This is a genomic window from Spirosoma arcticum (assembly GCF_054779955.1).
Genome location: NZ_BAAGXG010000006.1, coordinates 486,461 through 503,273, shown reverse-complemented (window position 1 = coordinate 503,273; position 16,813 = coordinate 486,461). Strand labels below are relative to the sequence as shown.

The following is a 16,813-nucleotide window of genomic DNA, read 5'->3' as shown; positions in this document are numbered from 1 at the left end:
GATTTCTGGCTTAATACTGTTGCCAGAGCCTGGCTCCGATCCGGATCACGGGCGAAATGTCGGCGTTGGGAATGTTGTACCGGATGTCGCCGAAGTCCGCGCGGTTGTTGCGTCGCAGGTACAAATGCACACCCGGCTGCACGTAGAAAACCCGGCCAACAAAAAACTGGTAGCTCAGGCCCAGGCCGGTGTCGATACTCTTGATGTCTTTGGTAATACCCGTACTTTGCTGCTCGATGCCGAAGGTGTGGCTTTCGAGGTAGGTGTAGAGTTCGAGGTTTTTCCAGACGTTGTAGCCGAAGAAAATGCCGGGCGATGTGTTATAAAACCGTTTGAACGCCGGTGACGAGTTGTTCAGGCCGACCGTCTCGGCGTTATACGTGCCGCCGTTAATGACGCTGGCCCGCACCCTGAATTTTTTGTACCGGTATCCAACGGCGAAATGATAGCCGCCCGTCAGAAACATGGGCACTAAACTCTCTATCTCCAGGGCCTGCTTCACTTCGTAACGGCGGGGGATGGGACGCCAGAATGAACTCGACGATGGGCTGGTTTGGGCAAAGAGGCTTGTTGCCGTAAGTGATACCACCGCCCAGAAAATCGCTATCTTCTTCATGTGCCCTGCCTGTTGAGGATTCGTTTAGATTTCAGGCAAAGCTATGTCAAGGCTAACTGCCTTGCCCTGAGCAGCATCAGCAATTCGTCTGATCTTCGCCCTAACCGTTCACTGTTGATCTGGGTACCTTAGCGGTCTGATTACACGGTAGAAGAACAGGCAATGAATAATACGCTCAATCTATTTTCGGTGAAACTGATCCATACGCTCATTTGGCTATTCATGGTCACCGCCATTGTTTACGTTCTTTATTGTGAATTAGCCGACGACGTAAATCCGTATACCTGGATTGTGATCGGGCTGGTCGTTGCCGAAGTCTTGGTTTTGCTGTTGTTTGGCGGTCGTTGTCCGTTGACGATTATCGCCCGAAACTATTCGGATTCGGACCGGGATAACTTCGATATATTTCTACCCAACTGGCTGGCCCGCTACAACAAGGTAATCTTCACCACCGTGTACGTTGTTGGTCTGATCGTGGTGGGCTACCGGCTGCTACACCAAGGGTAGTATTTAATAGGCCTGGGGCTGATCGTATTCGATGTCGCGCAGAATGAAGCGGGCATAAGGCTTTTCTTCGCCTGCAATGACCCAGGCAACTTCGGCGTGGGTTGGTATCCGCAGACCATGCCAATCACGGTAATCTGAGAAGTGGCCCACCCAGGTAGCTATGTGTGTTTCGTCGCGGTAGCGTTGCGCCTGGCACCGCACCAGTTCGTCCTGCTCGTTAAAACTCATCAGACAAGACACGGTTTGGCCGTTATCGGTAAGCGTGGCCGTGGCTGAGTGATCATCAATCGACGACCAAATCACCCACCCACCGGGCAGTAAATTCGTTGGAAACCAGGCACTTTCGGCCAGCCAGCGCAACAGTTCACCCTGGTCGTAGGTCGGACCGCTGCCGTGCACAATCGGTAACGTACCCAACAGCCGCACGGTCAGGCTGCCCCGCCCCGCCACATACTCATCCCGCGCCGTGAACCAGGCCGTCGTGCCGATCCAGATATAATTTAGTGTGTCGGCCAGAAAATATTCCTCGCCGGTGATCGCAATCCAGTCTTTTTTCAGGTCGGTTTTAAACTGCCCATCGTGCCGAAGCCGAACCGAGCGCAGGTACGGCTGACCGGGTTTCAGCACGTGCCGGAAGTACCGCTGTACGGGTATGGGCAGATCGGCAAGTTGGGCCGGGTCGTAGGTGTTGACCGGCCCGGTGTCGGCCAGCGCAAACAAATTGGCCACGTCACGGCGCGACTGCCGGGCTACGACCCACCGACCAATCAGCCATGTGACAACTGGAACGGCGAGGGCCGACACGATTAGAAGATTGGTTTTGGTTTTCATCACTGGATTAGGGGTTAATCGTGTCATTTTTTTTGCTGTAACTACACAAATCTACCGCTCTGCCCGGCGCCACGACCTGACCTCAGTCAGTCAGTAGATTGATTTATAGCAGGAAGTGTGGACTGCTGCAAATCAGGCAAATGACTGACCATCGTCATGAATTGACCGGAGCAGAGCGGCCATCTTTGTCTGTAGAAAATGGGGCAACTACTTGTCGCTCACTGATCAACAGAAATCCTTTTGCATGCCGTATGGACTTTATTGATTATTACAGCATCCTGGGGGTGGCGGCCGATGCGTCGCCGGAAGCCATCAAAAAGGCCTACCGCAAACTGGCCCGCAAGTATCACCCCGACGTAAATCCGAACGATGTGGAGGCCGGTACCAAATTCCGGCAACTTAACGAAGCCAACGAAGTACTGAGCGACCCGGAGAAACGGAAGAAGTACGATCAATACGGCAAAAACTGGCAGCACGGTGAGGAGATGGAACAAGCCCGGCAACAACGCCGACAGGCCGGGGCCACCTCCGCCACCGACGGAAGCCGATTTTCGGCAGACGGGGACGGAGCCGATTTCTCAGATTTCTTTTCGTCGATGTTTGGCCAGCAGACAGGCGGGCGCGGCAGTGGGCGGCAAACCCGGTTTCGGGGGGCCGATTACCAGGCCGAATTACACCAGAGCTTAGTGGAAGCCTACACAACCCACTCGCAACCGCTAACCCTCAATGGCCGCACCATCGGCATCACGGTGCTGGCCGGGGTGGAGCAGGGCCAAAAAATAAAACTGGCGGGCTACGGCGCACCGGGCGAAAACGGCGGGCCAAACGGCGATTTGTTTATCACGTTTGTGATTGGCGAAGACCCCCGCTACCGACGCAACCGCAATGATCTATACGTCACCGAAGTAATTACGCTTTACACGGCGGTGCTGGGGGGAGAAGCCGTTATCGAAACGCTGGCGGGTAAGGTAAAAATGCGGGTGGCGGCTGGCACCCAAAATGGCGGCTCCGTGCGGCTGAAAGGCAAGGGCTTTCCTGTTTACAAGCAGGAAGGCTTATTCGGCGACCTCTACGTGCAGTGGCAGGTCACGATTCCGACCAATCTGACCGACGCCCAGAAAGACCTGTTCACCCAATTAGCCGCTCTCTAATCATAGCCCCATATGCCGACTGAACGCAGCCCGACTGAACGCAGCCCGACCAACCCCTTGATTTCTGCCCACGAATTTTTTACGTATCACCAGCTTGATGTCGGCTTTGTGGTTGCCCTTGAAGAGCAGGGTATGTTGGAAACAACCACCATCGGGCCGGTGCGTTACCTGCATCCCGACCAACTGGCTCCGCTCGAACGGCTCATTCGGCTGCACCGCGAGTTGGCCGTTCACGTTGAGGATTTAGATATTGTCATCCATCTACTCGAACGGCTGGAGCACGCACAGGAGCAGGTCAATCAACTACAAACCCGGCTGGCATTTTATGAGCCGGCCAGCGAACTTTAAGTAGAACGGCTTTTTATTGAAAATTATATTAGAGAAAAATCGAATGGAAACTACACGATTTATCATCCAAATTAGTGCAACTGTTTTAGGCTGTTTGGCTGCACTAATGAGTAGTCTAATTTTCCTTCGGTTGCATTGGCCTGCGCCAGCTTTGTGGATAGCAAAACTGCTTGTTTCCGCATTATCACCATTACTTTTTCTTATTGGTGTATTAAGCGTCATTGTGGGACTAACAACAGGTTCTGTATTCATTAGTTTGATTGGCATGTATGATGTTTTGATTTTTTTCATACATATCTTCAGCGTTACGCGTCCACCTGATTTTTCAAGCAGCTTTGAACGTGCTTTTGGTTTGAATTGGGAAAACCGCATACCTGTTGAACAAAAAAATCACTTTCTCCTCAGGCAAATAATACTAAGTTTACCCGCCGTTCTAAAGCCGCGCATAGAACAAGATATTTCGTTTGTAACCATTCCCCGCACAAACCGAAAACTTTTGTGTGATGTATGGCAACCCAATGCAACGGTCACCCCTTCAGGTTTGGCTTTTATATATATGCATGGGAGTGCGTGGTATCTGCTCGATAAAGATGTTGGTACTCGTCCGTTTTTTAGTCACCTGGCTGCCCAGGGTCATGTGATTATGGACGTGGCTTATCGGCTTGCTCCTGAAACGGACATGATGGGAATGGTAAACGATGTAAAGCGGGCCATTGCATGGATGAAAGAAAATGCACACAGGTACGGAGTAAATCCCGATACAATTATTGTTGGCGGAGGTTCGGCGGGAGGTCATCTTGCCCTGTTGGCGGGCTACACAGCCAACAACCCACAGTTTACACCAGAAGAACTGGTAGGAGAGGACATCAGCGTCTGCGGAGTTGTTTCCCTATATGGCCCAACAGATTTGGCCGCCATGTACTACCACACTAATCAGCATATTACCACCCGCTCAAATCCGGGCTCGGCAAAAAAAGCGCTGCCTGTTCAATTGCCCGAATGGCTGATTAAACGAATGGGGACAGCCTATTACCGTTTTAATTTTGATAAAGACTTTGCAAACGCAGGGACATTTGCTCCATTATTAGGCGGACACCCCGATGAGTGCCCTGAACAATACGCGCTGTACTCACCTGTTACGCATGTACAGGCTAACTGTCCTGCCACACTCCTGATACAGGGTGAACATGACGTAATGGCTCCCGTAAACACGACCCGTGTTTTGCACACCCGTTTGGTGGAGAAAAAAGTGCGAACGGTAATGCATATTTTACCACAGACAGACCATGCGTTTGACCTTATATTGCCCAAAATATCTCCGGCATCACATACCGCAATTTATGACGTAGAACGATTCCTGGCCCTACAAATTAAAAACGTTGAGAAGATAGAGAAAACTGCAAAAAAGATTAAGGAATATCCCCTATAACAACCACCAAAATGATTTATTCTTTATTTCTATCCTTTTCTGGAGTGGCAAATCCCGAAAAGATAAATAAGCAGAAGTTCTCCAACTCTACATCACCACTCAAAATGACGCTGTTCTTAAAAAGTAAAATATCGATATGTAATAGTTTATTTACTCAAGCGAAAATAAAGTCATTTTAGAAATTAAATGGAAACTTCAAAAGATATAGCAGGGCTCATAGGGCCAGTTCTTATAGTTCTTTCAATGTCCGAGTTTTTAAACCTTCACATCTGGACAAAGGTAGAGGCAACTGTTGTTTATCTGAACGGTTTGCTTTTATTCACAGGCGGACTCGCATTAATTCGTTCTCACAATAACTGGACTGTTGACTGGACACTATTAATTACTCTAATTGGATGGTTATCCCTAACGCTTGGACTATACAGAATGTTTCTTCCAAATAGCAAACAACTCGAGAGAAATACTTTCACGTATGTTACTCTTGGAAGTATATTTATTGTAGGAGTTATTTTAACAATAAAGGCATATTCCTAAACGACCTCGGAATGAAACTATTAAAGGACAACGAATTGTTAGTAACGGTTTGTTAATATGACGGATGATATGCTTCAAATGAACTTTCGCGTCTTACACAAAAAATCAGCTTATAAAACGGGGCTGATTTTTTGTCTATCCAGCCGTTTGTAGCCGACTTAAGTGTGAATAGCCTTGTAATCAGTCGTATCTATACCGGGCCAATGTTTTTGAACCCCATCCAAAAACGATAACTGCAACCGTTACTATCAATAAAATACACGTGACAAACGGGTCAAAATGTCCGCCCTGATTCGGAATCAGATACGGACTGATGTTAAGCATAGCGTGAAAGAGAATCATACCGAAAACGCTTTTGCCCGTATTGTTAAAAAGCCAGACCATGACAACCCTCAACAAAACGGTGCTGACCGATTGCCAAACTGTCCAGACCGGCGTCTGATGCGTCTGACTCCAGGGTATAACGTGCCAGATAGCCCAAAACCCTCCCAAAATCACACTTGCTTTTAACGCGCCGTACCTGCTTTGCAACGGGTCAATCGCATAACCGCTCCAGCCAATCTCCTCCCCGATAGCACCAATAAAATAAATACCGAAGAAGATGAGTATGGATAAAACGGGTGTCTGGGATTCGGGGATCTGTGCGTCCGTCAGTTCCATATACCCGTAAGAAAGTACAGCGATGACAGGCATCAGACAGACAATAGGTAGATACCACCGTTTGTCCTTAATTTTTTTGAAGTCGAAGGTTAGGCTCAACAGTTCTTTAACGCCCTGACCGGTTTGTTTTCTGTAAACCAGAATGATGGCCGCTATCAACGGGCAGAAGGCCATCAGCGCACTGATCGGGAGTTTTATCGGGAAAATCTTCGTAAAATCCGGGGCAACGGCTCCCAGTATCCACCATGGAACAGACAGTAGAAAAACTAATCCGAAGAATGATGAAATGACACGAACTCTTGATTGGCTATTTTCCATGACCGTCGTTCGTTGCGGCTACCAAATTAATTGTGTGTGGCCGGGCGCGATACCTGTACTGAGTCAATGTTTTTGAATCCCATAGAAAAACAACAATACCAGCAGCGACGGCCAGTATCGAATAATGAATGGCCGGATAGTCAACCAGCGGATTATGCGCTGAGTCGGCGGGAAATAAGGGCCGTCCGATGTTCAATAGCGTATGAAACAGGATGCAGGCAAATACACTTTTCCCGGTGTTAGTATAGATCCAGACAATCAGTACGCGCACCCCTACGGTGCCGAGCGTTGCCCAGGCTATCCACGTCCAATTGTGGCCCTGCTGAATGATTGACGGGTAATGCCAGACTACCCAGGGTATGCCCATCAGGATGCTGGCCCCCAACGCACCAAACCGCTCCTGCATCGGATCAATAGCATAGCCCATATAACCCGTTTCTTCAGCTACCGCGCCGAGGAAAAAGAAGACAAAAAGAACAGGAATTGAACCGAACGGAATAATCCATTTTGTCGGAAGCGGTAATCCTGCAAAATGGATAGTCAGGTAAATTAAAAAATACAGCAGAACCGGCAGAAAAATAACGGGTATATACCACGCTTTCGGGTTGATTCTTTCGACATCAACAATTCGCCCGAATAGCTTTTTAACACCAGCCCTCCCCTGTTCTTTATAAACAAGAATACTGGCGGCAACCAAGGGCGCAAATGCAGCGAGTATATCCGTTATTGGAATATCCAAAGGCAGCCCTTTAACATCGATCATAGTTTCGATGACCCAACACGGAATGGAAAGTCCGTAAACCAATAGAAAAAAGGTCAGCGGAGACTTTTTAGTGGGTAAATTATTCATACGGCTGTCAGTCAATTACCTCCCCGAATCGCTTTGTATCCCTCGATCCAGCCTACGCCAACCAGCGCGGCCAGCAAACACCAGCCCAACGCCAATGCCGACACGGGCGCGAAACCGAATAGTTGCCGCACGTCGGGCACGAACAGCATAGTCAGCAGCAACCCCAGCGTCAGGCCCAGCATCAGTGAAAGCACCGGGTTCGGTACGCGGATCGTCTGAAAGACCGACTGCGTAAACGACCGGTTGACCAGCGTTAACAGGATGTTGCTCAATACCAGCGTCGTAAACGTCAGCGTTCGGACCACCCCCACAGCCTCGCCCTGTTGCATGGCCACGTAGTACACGCCCAGCACGAATCCCGAAATTCCCAGACCCTGCGCGATGCTCCGGCCCAGTTCCGGCCCGGCCATAAAGGTGTCGGTCAGCCGGCGGGGTGGTTGCTGCATCTGCCCGGCTTCGGCGGGTTCGTTCTCGAAGGCGATGGAGCAGGTCGGACCCATCACCAGTTCCAGAAAAATGACGTGAATCGGACTGAACAGGTTCTCCCATTTCCAGCCCGCCAGTAGTGGCACGGCCACCGTCAGGATGATCGGGATGTGGATGGAAACAATATACGCAATCGCTTTTTTGAGATTCTGGTAAATGCGCCGACCCTGGGCAATGGCATCGACCATGGTGCTGAGATCATCATTGACCAGTACCAGCGACGCGGCCTGTTTGGCGACTTCGGTGCCGCGTTTGCCCATTGCCACGCCGATGTGGGCCGCTTTCAGGGCCGGGCCATCGTTGACGCCGTCGCCGGTCATGGCCACGATATCGCCGTTGGCTTTGAGGGCGTTCACGACCCGTAGTTTGGCTTGGGGAAACATCCGGGCGAACACAGCCGTTTGCCCGGCCCGCTCCCGAAGCGTCGGTTCGTCCATGGCCATCACCTGCTCACCCGTCAGTAAAGTGTCAGCCCCCGCCAACCCCACCTGCCTGGCAATGGCCTGGGCCGTTTCGGGAAAATCACCGGTAATCATTTTCACCCGGATGCCCGCTTCCGTAAACGCCTGAATAACCGCACTGGCGTTCGGCTTGGGCGAATTTTCGAGCGCGATCAAACCCAAAAAAGACCACGTAAACTCGTCCTGTTGCGCCGGGAAGTTCGGTAAGCCGTATACTCCCCGTGCTACGCCCAGCACTCTATACCCATCCTTCGAGAGTTGCGTGGTAACCCTGCGTGCGGTGTCGGCCACCGTTTGGTCGAGTCGGCAAACCACCAGAATGTGCTCGACGGCTCCTTTTCCGGCTATAATAAATTCGCCCGTGGGTGTCTGTCGGACGTGGGTCATCATAGGGGGCGTTCCGGCCAGTGGGTATTCGTGAACCATCGGATACGGGTTGGCGGCAGCAGATGGATCCGTTTCAACGAAGGCCGCGATAATGGCTTTTTCCATCGGGTCGAAGGGGTCGGTTTCGCTGGCCCAGCGGGCGTAGGCCAGTACCGAAGCGGCCGTGCCAGATAAGCCCGGGCCGTGGCCATCCACTGCGCCGGTGCGGGGCAGCGAAACGAGCGAGTCGGTTGCGCCGTCGTAAAGTTGCCGGACGCTCATGCCGTCCTGCGTAATGGTGCCGGTTTTATCGGTGCAGATCACCGTGGCCGAACCGAGACTCTCGACCGTCTGAGGTTGCTTGGTCAGGACCCCCATGCGACTCAGCCGGGCGGCTCCCAGCGCCATGAAACTGCTGAAGGCCACCGGAATTTCTTCGGGCAGAATGGACATGGCCAGTGTCAGGCCGAAGAGCAGGGCCGTAATCCAATCACCCGAGCGGGCGTAGTTGATGCCCCACACGAGGACGAACGCGCCCAGGCCGATCCAGGCCATGCGAATCACAAATTGATTGATCTGGCGTTGCAGGGGCGTTTTTTCGGTCGGAATGGTGGCGATGCTCCGCCCAATTTTGCCGAGTTCCGTTTGTGCGCCCACTGCCGTGACGGTGAGCCACGCGCTGCCCGTGGTGATGCTGGTGCCGGCAAAAACTACGTCGCCGGGTGTTTTCATGATCGAAATCGACTCGCCTGTCAGGATGGATTCGTCCACCGAAAAATCGCTGGCTTCGTCAATCGTGCCATCGGCGGAAACGCGTTCGCCTTCTTCGACCAGCATCACGTCTCCGACCACAATGGTTTCGATGGGGACGGTGGTAAGCGCACCATTGCGCCGGACCTGCGCCCGTGGCTGGGTCAGTTCGCGGAGGGTACTCAGCGCTCGGTCGCTACGGATGGATTGATAGACCGAAATACCTGATACCAGCAGCAGTGCCACGCCAAGGGTCATAGCTTCTTCGGTTCGGCCCAAACCAACATACACCGCGCAGGCCACCAGCAAAAGCAAAAACATCGGCTCCAGAATGGCTTCTTTCGTGGTCGTCAACAGTTGCGAAGGGGCTTTGGCCCTCAGTACGTTACGTCCGTGTGAGGCCCTCGATTGGGCAACGGCTTCGTCGGTCAGGCCCGGCAATGGGCGTTGCGTGGGTAGCATAGTAAGCAGTCAGGTTCCAATTAGGTACGCTGGGGAATTGATTGATCAGGCACAAAGTGACAGCAGTCGTAGAATTGATCATAATGCCAGCCGCCACCAGCCATACACGTCCCGATGCACCTCTACGGCCCCGGCTTCGTCCATATCCACCAGATTATAGATCATGATAACCGGCACGGTGGCAGGCAGGGGTATCGTTTTGGGACTGGCATTCTTAGGGCAACAGGTTAGATAATCTGCGCCGAAGCGGATATATCCCAGCAGCAGATTAGCCAGTTCGGCTGGCTTTTCGACCCGGATGCAGCCGTGACTCAACTGCCGATTCTCCTTCGTAAAAGCCCGCCGGACGTTGGTATCATGCAGGTAAATATCGTAAGGGCTGGTCACGTTGAATTTTAGAATACCCAGGGCATTGTCGCAGCCGGTTGATTGCCGTAGCCGGTACGGAAATGAGTTACTTTTCCAGTTTATAGACGCTGGATTCACTACCTGCCCTTTTGCATTGATGATTTGTAGATTCATGGCCTCCAGCGTAGCGGCTGGATTTTTTCGAATCCTGGGCAGTAATTCCCTCACTGTAATGGAGCGGGGTACGTTCCAGTACGGGTACGTCACTAAACTGGGAATAGAAGCCGTAAACAGGGGCGTTGGCGTATCCCGCTTTCCAACCACAACCCGGCTACGAAGCAACGTATTGCCCTGCCGATCAATGACCCGCAGCGTGGCCGAGGGAATATTGACGACGACCCGTTTATCGGCGGAGAATCGATTCAGCCAGCGGTAGGTATTGAGTGTTTCCTGCACCTGCCCGATGGTGAGCGAGTCGGCCATGTAGTCATCCACCAAACAGCGCATGCAGTAGGCAATTAGTTGCCGGTAGTGCCGATCCTGGGATTCGAGCGAATCCAGCAGCGGACACCAATCCGCTTCGGTAAGAAACTGGTCGCTCAGCCGGTTGATGCCTACCGTATCGATGCGCTCCGGTAAACCCTGGTAACTCATCCGGCGGGGCGTTCGGCCATAAATAATCTGGGTAAAATAACGCGTTAGGCAAGCCGAGTCGGGCTGAGCGCATAGACTGTCTACCCCAATGGAATGGGCATAGTTTCGTAGCCGGGACCAATCGCCAGCGATCTGGGCACCAGCCGTGTGGGTGGTTAAACACAGAAGAAAAACAAGCAAAACGCGATGCATAGGCACGTTGAGGCCATGAGTAGGCCTAATTTCTGGCAAAGGTGCAGCCTGCCCGATGACCGTTCGGTGACGACCCTTAGCCCTCGACCTGAACTTAATCAGTCTCCGGCCTGACGGGAGTCATGGGCCCAGCTCTTCCCGCCAGCCACCTTTGTGGTATTCGTTGATTCGGCTGTATCGTCCTCGCCTGTCTCGCTTTCCATCACCCGTTTTAACCACTCAATCCCGTATGAAAAAGATTCTTCTGCTGACCGATCTGTCGGAAGCCTCCCACAACGCACTCCGGTTTGCCCGCTCGTTTTTTAGCGACACCCTCGTTGACTTTCACCTGCTTTGTGTCCACCCGGTAGAGTCCAACAGCCAGCATAATCCCCTACTCGTTGTTAAAGCGACCCGGTCCGCCTATGCTGATCAGCTTGATGGCGTGGTGACCGAGTTGCGCCGGGAAGCCACCAATGACTGGCATACCTTCCGTTCGTCGGCCTGTCCGGGGCAGTTGATTGAGGTCGTTCAGCGGTCGCTCGAAGCCGAGGAGTATGATTTTGTGGTCGTCGGTCCGCAACCCGACGACACCGATGATCCGTTTGGCAATAGCGCAATCGCCCTGGTTCATCAGCTTAGGGCGAATATACTGGTGGTGCCCCGCCATGCGGCTGTCCAGCGGCCGGTTCGCCAGGTGGTGCTGGCGGCTGATTTTGCCCTGTTGAAGAATGCCAAACTGCTCAACCCCGTCAAAGAATTAGTGGCCCTCAAAGGGGCGACCCTTACCTTACTGACTATCGACACGCCGAATAAGCCCGTCGTCAACATGGAGCGGGAAGCCCATATCCGGCAGTTTTTGATGCCTGTCGAACCAGCCATCGCTCAACTAAAGGCTTCCAGTGCCAGGCTGGGCATCGATACTTACTTAGCCGCGCATCCGGTCGATCTCCTGGTAACGATACCTAAATATAACGACCGGACGGAGACGCTGACGAGCAGCCGGGTCACCCGCTTATGGGCCTTTACGCCAGCCGTACCACTGCTGACGCTTTACGATGACAACAGCAACGACCAACCCCAGCCGGTCAGCGAGTTGTCAACTATGGATTTTGCGCTGTGATCGACGCGTTCTTCAGCGCTGCATTTTTTAATAAAATTACCCGACACCCTTTCGCCGGTTGTTGATGCGAGCGTGATTTCGACCGATGCGAGCCGGCATGGTCCGCGTTATCCTGACCGATGAGGAGCGAATGATTGCCCAATCGGTCCGTCGGCTTTTGGCCCCGTCAAATGATATAACAACAGATACAACCGAATAAGCTATGGAAGCCATCATCGCTGAACAGTCAGCAGTAGAAAGTCAAACAGGTACGCCGTTATCCCCGGAAGACTATCGCCTGATTAATGCTTATTGGCGGGCCGCCAACTATTTATCGGTGGGCCAGATGTACCTGCGCGACAATCCGCTGCTGCGGGAACCCTTATCTCTGGAGCACGTAAAACACCTACAACTGGGACACTGGGGCACTACGCCAGGGCAGAATTTCATCTACGCCCACCTGAACCGGGTCATCAAAATGTATGATCTCGACATGATCTACATCGCCGGTCCCGGCCACGGTGGTCCGGCAGTGGTGGCTAACACCTACCTCGAAGGCAGCTACAGCGAAGTGTACCCGGCAATTAGCCCCGATGTAGCCGGGCTGAAAAAACTATTTACCCAGTTCTCCTTCCCCGGCGGCATTTCGAGCCATGCATCCCCCCAAATTCCCGGTTCCATTCACGAAGGGGGCGAACTGGGGTATTCGCTCAGTCACGCATTCGGGGCCGCATTCGATAACCCGGAACTGGTTGTGGCCTGTGTAATCGGTGATGGGGAAGCCGAAACCGGTCCGCTGGCCACGGCCTGGCATTCCAACAAGTTCCTCAATCCGGTCAGCGACGGGGCGGTGCTGCCCATTTTGCATTTGAACGGCTACAAAATTTCCAGTCCAACGGTGCTGGCCCGCATCAGCCACGAGGAGCTGGACCAGTTACTGCGCGGTTACGGCTGGACTCCGTACTTCGTGGAAGGTCACGACCCAGAATTCATGCACCAGGCCATGGCCGCTGCGATGGATCAGGCCATCACGCGAATCCGACAGAGTCAGCGACAGGCCCGTGATGAGGGGGATACGACACGCCCGCGCTGGCCGATGATCGTGCTCCGATCACCAAAAGGCTGGACGGGGCCGAAGGTGGTCGATGGTCGACCCAACGAAGGCACGTTTCGGTCGCACCAGGTTCCGCTTGCCGTGTCGGCTACTACGCCCCCGGCGCATCTGACGCAGCTCGAAACCTGGCTGCGGAGCTACAAACCCGACGAACTTTTTGATGAGCAGGGGCAACTGTTGCCCGAACTGGCCCAACTGGCTCCAACCGGTAACCAGCGGATGGGCGCCAATCCGCAGGCCAACGGCGGGTTGTTGCTTCGCGACCTGCATTTGCCGAATTTCTGTGAGTACGCGGTCGACGTGCCCGCGCCGGGAGCGACCCAGGCCTCCGATACGCACGTGGTCGGGGAGTTTCTGCGGGATGTGATCAAACTGAATCAGACCCCGCGCAATTTTCGGATCTTTGGCCCCGACGAAACGCTGTCAAACCGGCTGGAAGCGGTTTTTGAGGTGACCGGCCGGCAGTGGAATGCCCAGACGGCCGAGAGCGATGAGTTTCTGGCTCTCACGGGCAGCGTGATGGAAATGCTCAGCGAACACCAGTGCGAAGGCTGGCTGGAAGGGTATCTGCTCACCGGGCGGCACGGCCTGTTCAACTCCTATGAAGCCTTTATCCACATCGTCGATTCGATGGTCAACCAGCACGCCAAATGGCTGAAGACGACCGGGGAAATTCCGTGGCGTCGCCCGATTGCCTCGCTGAATTACCTACTGACGTCTACCGTCTGGCGGCAGGACCACAACGGCTTTACCCACCAGGACCCCGGCTTCATGGATCACGTGGTCAACAAGAAAGCGGGTATCGTGCGCGTGTATCTGCCACCCGATGCCAACTGCCTGCTCTCGGTGATGGATCATTGCCTACGCTCCCGGCACTACGTCAATGTAATCGTGGCTGGCAAGCATCCGGCCCCCCAATGGCTGAGCATGGATGCCGCCCGCACGCATTGTACGGAAGGGATCGGTATTTGGCCCTGGGCGAGTAATGACGCGGGCGTTGAGCCGGATGCCGTGATGGCGTGCTGTGGCGACGTACCCACGCTGGAAACGCTGGCGGCCGTTTCGATCCTGCGGGCGCACTTGCCCGAACTAAAAATCCGGGTGGTCAATGTCGTTGATCTGCTGAAGCTACAGCACCACACAGAACACCCTCATGGCCTAAGCGACGCGGACTACGATGCCCTGTTCACCAAAGACAAACCGGTCATTTTTGCCTTTCACGGCTATCCGTGGCTGGTGCACCGGCTAACCTACAACCGCGCTAATAATACCAACATGCACGTGCATGGCTACCGGGAAGAAGGCACCATCACGACGGCTTTCGACATGACAGTGCTCAACAAGCTGGACCGCTTTCACCTGGTCATGGATGTTATCGACCGGCTGCCTCAGTTGGGCAATACGGGCGCTTACCTGAAGCAACACCTGACCGATAAGCTCATCGAACACAAGCAGTACATCAATAAAAACGGGGAGGATATGCCCGAAATCCGCAACTGGACGTGGATCAACCCAAAACCAGCATGACGAACTACCCCAAAACGGACCAGCCCGACACTGTCTCCGGTATGGCTCACCAATCCACTCACCACACGGACGTACCGCCCGGTATGAATGACACGGCCATGAACCACGACCATATAGATCACGGCAGTATGGACCACGGCGACATGGCCGGTCATTCGATGCACGGGGGACACGCCCACGGCGCTATGATCACCGATTTTCTGCGCCGGTTCTGGGTGTGCCTGATGCTGTCGGTGCCGGTCATTTTGCTGTCGATGATGTTTCGGAATCTGACGGGTTACCAGTTCGACTTTCCGTTTCGCGGTCCGGTCGTGCTGGTGCTGGCCACGTTTATTTACGGCTATGGCGGCTGGCCGTTTCTGACCGGGATGGTTGGCGAACTGCGAACCCGGAAGCTCGGCCAATCCAGGCTGGGCATGATGACGCTGGTCACCATTGCCATTACCACGGCCTATGTCTACAGCGTGGTGGTGTCGGTGGGATGGCTGCGGGGCGAAGACTTCTTTTTTGAACTGGCTACGTTAATCGACATTATGTTGCTGGGGCACTATTTCGAGATGAAATCGGTGGCCGGGGCGTCGCATTCGCTGGAGCTGATTGTCAGGATGTTGCCGTCGGATGCCCACAAAGTCGACGGTACTACCATCAATGACGTAAAAGTGACGACGTTAATTGTCGGCGACGTGGTGCTGGTCCGGCCGGGTGAGCGCGTCCCCACTGACGGCGAAGTAGTTGACGGCGACAGTACCGTTGATGAGAGTATGCTGACGGGTGAGAGCGTACCGGTGCAGAAAACCACCCACGCTACCATTATTGCCGGGGCCGTCAACGGCGAGGGGGCACTCACCATCCGGGTGACGCACAAGGGCGAAGATAGCTACCTCAACAAGGTAGTGAAGATGGTTGAGGAAGCTCAGAACGCTAAATCGCAAACGCAGACCCTGGCCGACCGGGCAGCGGGCTGGCTAACGATACTGTCGCTGTCGGCGGGCCTGATTACGCTGTTGGCCTGGCTTTGGGCGGGTAAAGATGCGGCCTTTGCCATCGAGCGGATGGTGACGGTTATGGTCACGGCCTGCCCCCACGCGCTGGGGGTGGCCATTCCGCTCGTCGTGGCCATATCGACCAGTATTTCGGCCCGGAAGGGACTGCTCATTCGTAACCGAACCGCCTTTGAAGAAGCCCGCAAGATCACAGCGATGGTGTTCGACAAAACCGGCACCCTCACCGAAGGCGCGTTCGGCGTTACCCGCATAACTGTGCTGGCGCCCGCTATGGACGAAGCGATCCTACTGGGCCTGACCGCAGCGCTCGAACAACAATCCCAGCATCCCATTGCACAAAGTATCGTCCGCGAAGCCCGAAAGCGTAACCTGACCTTGCCTGCTATTCAGAACTTTCAGTCCATAACGGGCAAGGGCGTTTCGGCCATGGTGGATGGAAAGCGGGTGGTCGTCGCTAGCCCTGGTTATCTGACTGAAAAAGGAATCGAGTTGCCGCCGGACGCGATTGGCGAAGCCGAAACGGTGGTTTTTGTGCTGACAGACAATCAGTTAATGGGCTACGTGGCCTTAGCCGACCGAATCCGGAACGACGCCAAAGAAGCCGTCCGCCGGTTGCAGGCGTCGGGTATCAAGGTGTATATGGCCACCGGCGATAACCAGAAAGTAGCCGACGCGGTGGCAAAAGAACTGGGGCTGGACGGCGTTTATGCCGGGGTACTGCCCGATCAGAAAGTAACCATCGTGAAAGACTTACAGGCGCAGGGGCAGTTCGTGGCCATGACCGGCGACGGGGTGAACGATGCACCAGCCCTGGCACAGGCCAACGTAGGCATCGCCGTTGGGTCCGGTACCGACGTAGCCGCCGAAACCGCCGATATTATTCTGGTCAACAGCAAACCCACCGATGTCACGAATCTGGTCGATTTTGGTAAAGCAACCTACCGCAAAATGATTCAAAATCTGTTCTGGGCCACGGGCTACAACGTCATTGCCATTCCGCTGGCTGCCGGGGTTCTATACCCCCATTTTGTGCTCAGCCCGGCCTTGGGTGCGGTGCTGATGAGTACCAGCACGGTTATTGTCGCTCTGAACGCCCAGTTGCTGAAGCGGTCGTTGCGGTAAGG

At 53.9% G+C, this 16,813-nt stretch carries 14 protein-coding genes; 8 read left to right on the top strand and 6 right to left on the bottom strand.

The window, feature by feature from the left end; genetic code table 11:
• Positions 1 to 10: 10 nt before the first annotated feature.
• Positions 11 to 616 (bottom strand): hypothetical protein, encoded by a 606-nt coding sequence (locus tag ACYVHB_RS16665; RefSeq protein WP_461052893.1) that lies wholly within the window; start codon positions 614 to 616, stop codon positions 11 to 13.
• Positions 617 to 778: 162 nt separating this feature from the next.
• Here ACYVHB_RS16665 and ACYVHB_RS16660 point away from each other — a divergent pair, with 162 nt between their 5' ends.
• Positions 779 to 1,123: a hypothetical protein gene (locus ACYVHB_RS16660; protein WP_461052892.1), complete on the top strand. Its 345-nt coding sequence runs from the start codon at positions 779 to 781 to the stop codon at positions 1,121 to 1,123.
• Positions 1,124 to 1,126: 3 nt separating this feature from the next.
• On the opposite strand, the gene ACYVHB_RS16655 is transcribed toward ACYVHB_RS16660, so the two are convergent.
• The gene (locus ACYVHB_RS16655; RefSeq protein ID WP_461052891.1) at positions 1,127 to 1,954 is read right to left on the bottom strand and encodes a DUF6544 family protein; all 828 of its coding nucleotides are present in this window, start codon (positions 1,952 to 1,954) and stop codon (positions 1,127 to 1,129) included.
• Positions 1,955 to 2,205: 251 nt separating this feature from the next.
• Here ACYVHB_RS16655 and ACYVHB_RS16650 point away from each other — a divergent pair, with 251 nt between their 5' ends.
• The 4 genes from ACYVHB_RS16650 to ACYVHB_RS16635 all read left to right on the top strand — a co-directional run bounded on the left by ACYVHB_RS16650 (position 2,206) and on the right by ACYVHB_RS16635 (position 5,416).
• The gene (locus ACYVHB_RS16650; protein WP_461052890.1) at positions 2,206 to 3,105 is read left to right on the top strand and encodes a DnaJ C-terminal domain-containing protein; all 900 of its coding nucleotides are present in this window, start codon (positions 2,206 to 2,208) and stop codon (positions 3,103 to 3,105) included.
• 12 nt (positions 3,106 to 3,117) lie between these two features.
• Positions 3,118 to 3,453: a chaperone modulator CbpM gene (locus tag ACYVHB_RS16645; protein WP_461052889.1), complete on the top strand. Its 336-nt coding sequence runs from the start codon at positions 3,118 to 3,120 to the stop codon at positions 3,451 to 3,453.
• A gap of 43 nt (positions 3,454 to 3,496) precedes the next feature.
• Complete coding sequence (locus ACYVHB_RS16640) at positions 3,497 to 4,882, top strand: alpha/beta hydrolase fold domain-containing protein (RefSeq protein WP_461052888.1); 1,386 nt, start codon at positions 3,497 to 3,499, stop codon at positions 4,880 to 4,882.
• Positions 4,883 to 5,068: 186 nt separating this feature from the next.
• Positions 5,069 to 5,416 carry a hypothetical protein gene (locus tag ACYVHB_RS16635; protein ID WP_461052887.1) on the top strand — a complete coding sequence of 116 codons (348 nt, stop codon included), beginning with the start codon at positions 5,069 to 5,071 and terminating at the stop codon, positions 5,414 to 5,416.
• 180 nt (positions 5,417 to 5,596) lie between these two features.
• Here the strand turns inward: ACYVHB_RS16635 and ACYVHB_RS16630 are convergent, their stop codons facing one another.
• The 4 genes from ACYVHB_RS16630 to ACYVHB_RS16615 all read right to left on the bottom strand — a co-directional run bounded on the left by ACYVHB_RS16630 (position 5,597) and on the right by ACYVHB_RS16615 (position 10,963).
• Positions 5,597 to 6,394: a CPBP family intramembrane glutamic endopeptidase gene (locus ACYVHB_RS16630; RefSeq protein ID WP_461052886.1), complete on the bottom strand. Its 798-nt coding sequence runs from the start codon at positions 6,392 to 6,394 to the stop codon at positions 5,597 to 5,599.
• On the bottom strand, positions 6,384 to 7,244 hold the full coding sequence (locus ACYVHB_RS16625) for a CPBP family intramembrane glutamic endopeptidase (RefSeq protein WP_461052885.1): 861 nt from the start codon (positions 7,242 to 7,244) through the stop codon (positions 6,384 to 6,386). Before ACYVHB_RS16625 ends, ACYVHB_RS16630 begins: the two co-directional genes overlap by 11 nt.
• 11 nt (positions 7,245 to 7,255) lie before the next feature.
• Complete coding sequence (locus ACYVHB_RS16620) at positions 7,256 to 9,769, bottom strand: cation-translocating P-type ATPase (protein ID WP_461052884.1); 2,514 nt, start codon at positions 9,767 to 9,769, stop codon at positions 7,256 to 7,258.
• 78 nt (positions 9,770 to 9,847) lie between these two features.
• Positions 9,848 to 10,963, bottom strand: a complete 1,116-nt coding sequence (locus ACYVHB_RS16615; protein WP_461052883.1) for a L,D-transpeptidase family protein — start codon at positions 10,961 to 10,963, stop codon at positions 9,848 to 9,850.
• Between the two features lie 229 nt (positions 10,964 to 11,192).
• On the opposite strand from ACYVHB_RS16615, the gene ACYVHB_RS16610 reads away from it, so the two are divergent.
• The 3 genes from ACYVHB_RS16610 (at position 11,193) to ACYVHB_RS16600 (ending at position 16,811) form a co-directional block, all read left to right on the top strand.
• Positions 11,193 to 12,065 carry a universal stress protein gene (locus ACYVHB_RS16610; protein WP_461052882.1) on the top strand — a complete coding sequence of 291 codons (873 nt, stop codon included), beginning with the start codon at positions 11,193 to 11,195 and terminating at the stop codon, positions 12,063 to 12,065.
• 202 nt (positions 12,066 to 12,267) lie between these two features.
• Positions 12,268 to 14,685, top strand: a complete 2,418-nt coding sequence (locus ACYVHB_RS16605) for a phosphoketolase family protein (protein ID WP_461052881.1) — start codon at positions 12,268 to 12,270, stop codon at positions 14,683 to 14,685.
• A complete protein-coding gene (locus ACYVHB_RS16600; protein WP_461052880.1) occupies positions 14,682 to 16,811 on the top strand; it encodes a heavy metal translocating P-type ATPase in 2,130 nt (709 codons plus the stop codon). Before ACYVHB_RS16605 ends, ACYVHB_RS16600 begins: the two co-directional genes overlap by 4 nt.
• Positions 16,812 to 16,813 lie beyond the last annotated feature (2 nt).

Coding starts and splice junctions, on each gene's coding strand:
- ACYVHB_RS16625 (WP_461052885.1), bottom strand. CDS start 7,244: ATGAATAATTTACCCACTAAAAAGTCTCCGCTGACCTTTTTTCTATTG.
- ACYVHB_RS16650 (WP_461052890.1), top strand. CDS start 2,206: ATGGACTTTATTGATTATTACAGCATCCTGGGGGTGGCGGCCGATGCG.
- ACYVHB_RS16615 (WP_461052883.1), bottom strand. CDS start 10,963: ATGCATCGCGTTTTGCTTGTTTTTCTTCTGTGTTTAACCACCCACACG.
- ACYVHB_RS16640 (WP_461052888.1), top strand. CDS start 3,497: ATGGAAACTACACGATTTATCATCCAAATTAGTGCAACTGTTTTAGGC.
- ACYVHB_RS16655 (WP_461052891.1), bottom strand. CDS start 1,954: ATGAAAACCAAAACCAATCTTCTAATCGTGTCGGCCCTCGCCGTTCCA.
- ACYVHB_RS16600 (WP_461052880.1), top strand. CDS start 14,682: ATGACGAACTACCCCAAAACGGACCAGCCCGACACTGTCTCCGGTATG.
- ACYVHB_RS16620 (WP_461052884.1), bottom strand. CDS start 9,769: ATGCTACCCACGCAACGCCCATTGCCGGGCCTGACCGACGAAGCCGTT.
- ACYVHB_RS16630 (WP_461052886.1), bottom strand. CDS start 6,394: ATGGAAAATAGCCAATCAAGAGTTCGTGTCATTTCATCATTCTTCGGA.
- ACYVHB_RS16605 (WP_461052881.1), top strand. CDS start 12,268: ATGGAAGCCATCATCGCTGAACAGTCAGCAGTAGAAAGTCAAACAGGT.
- ACYVHB_RS16645 (WP_461052889.1), top strand. CDS start 3,118: ATGCCGACTGAACGCAGCCCGACTGAACGCAGCCCGACCAACCCCTTG.
- ACYVHB_RS16665 (WP_461052893.1), bottom strand. CDS start 616: ATGAAGAAGATAGCGATTTTCTGGGCGGTGGTATCACTTACGGCAACA.
- ACYVHB_RS16610 (WP_461052882.1), top strand. CDS start 11,193: ATGAAAAAGATTCTTCTGCTGACCGATCTGTCGGAAGCCTCCCACAAC.
- ACYVHB_RS16660 (WP_461052892.1), top strand. CDS start 779: ATGAATAATACGCTCAATCTATTTTCGGTGAAACTGATCCATACGCTC.
- ACYVHB_RS16635 (WP_461052887.1), top strand. CDS start 5,069: ATGGAAACTTCAAAAGATATAGCAGGGCTCATAGGGCCAGTTCTTATA.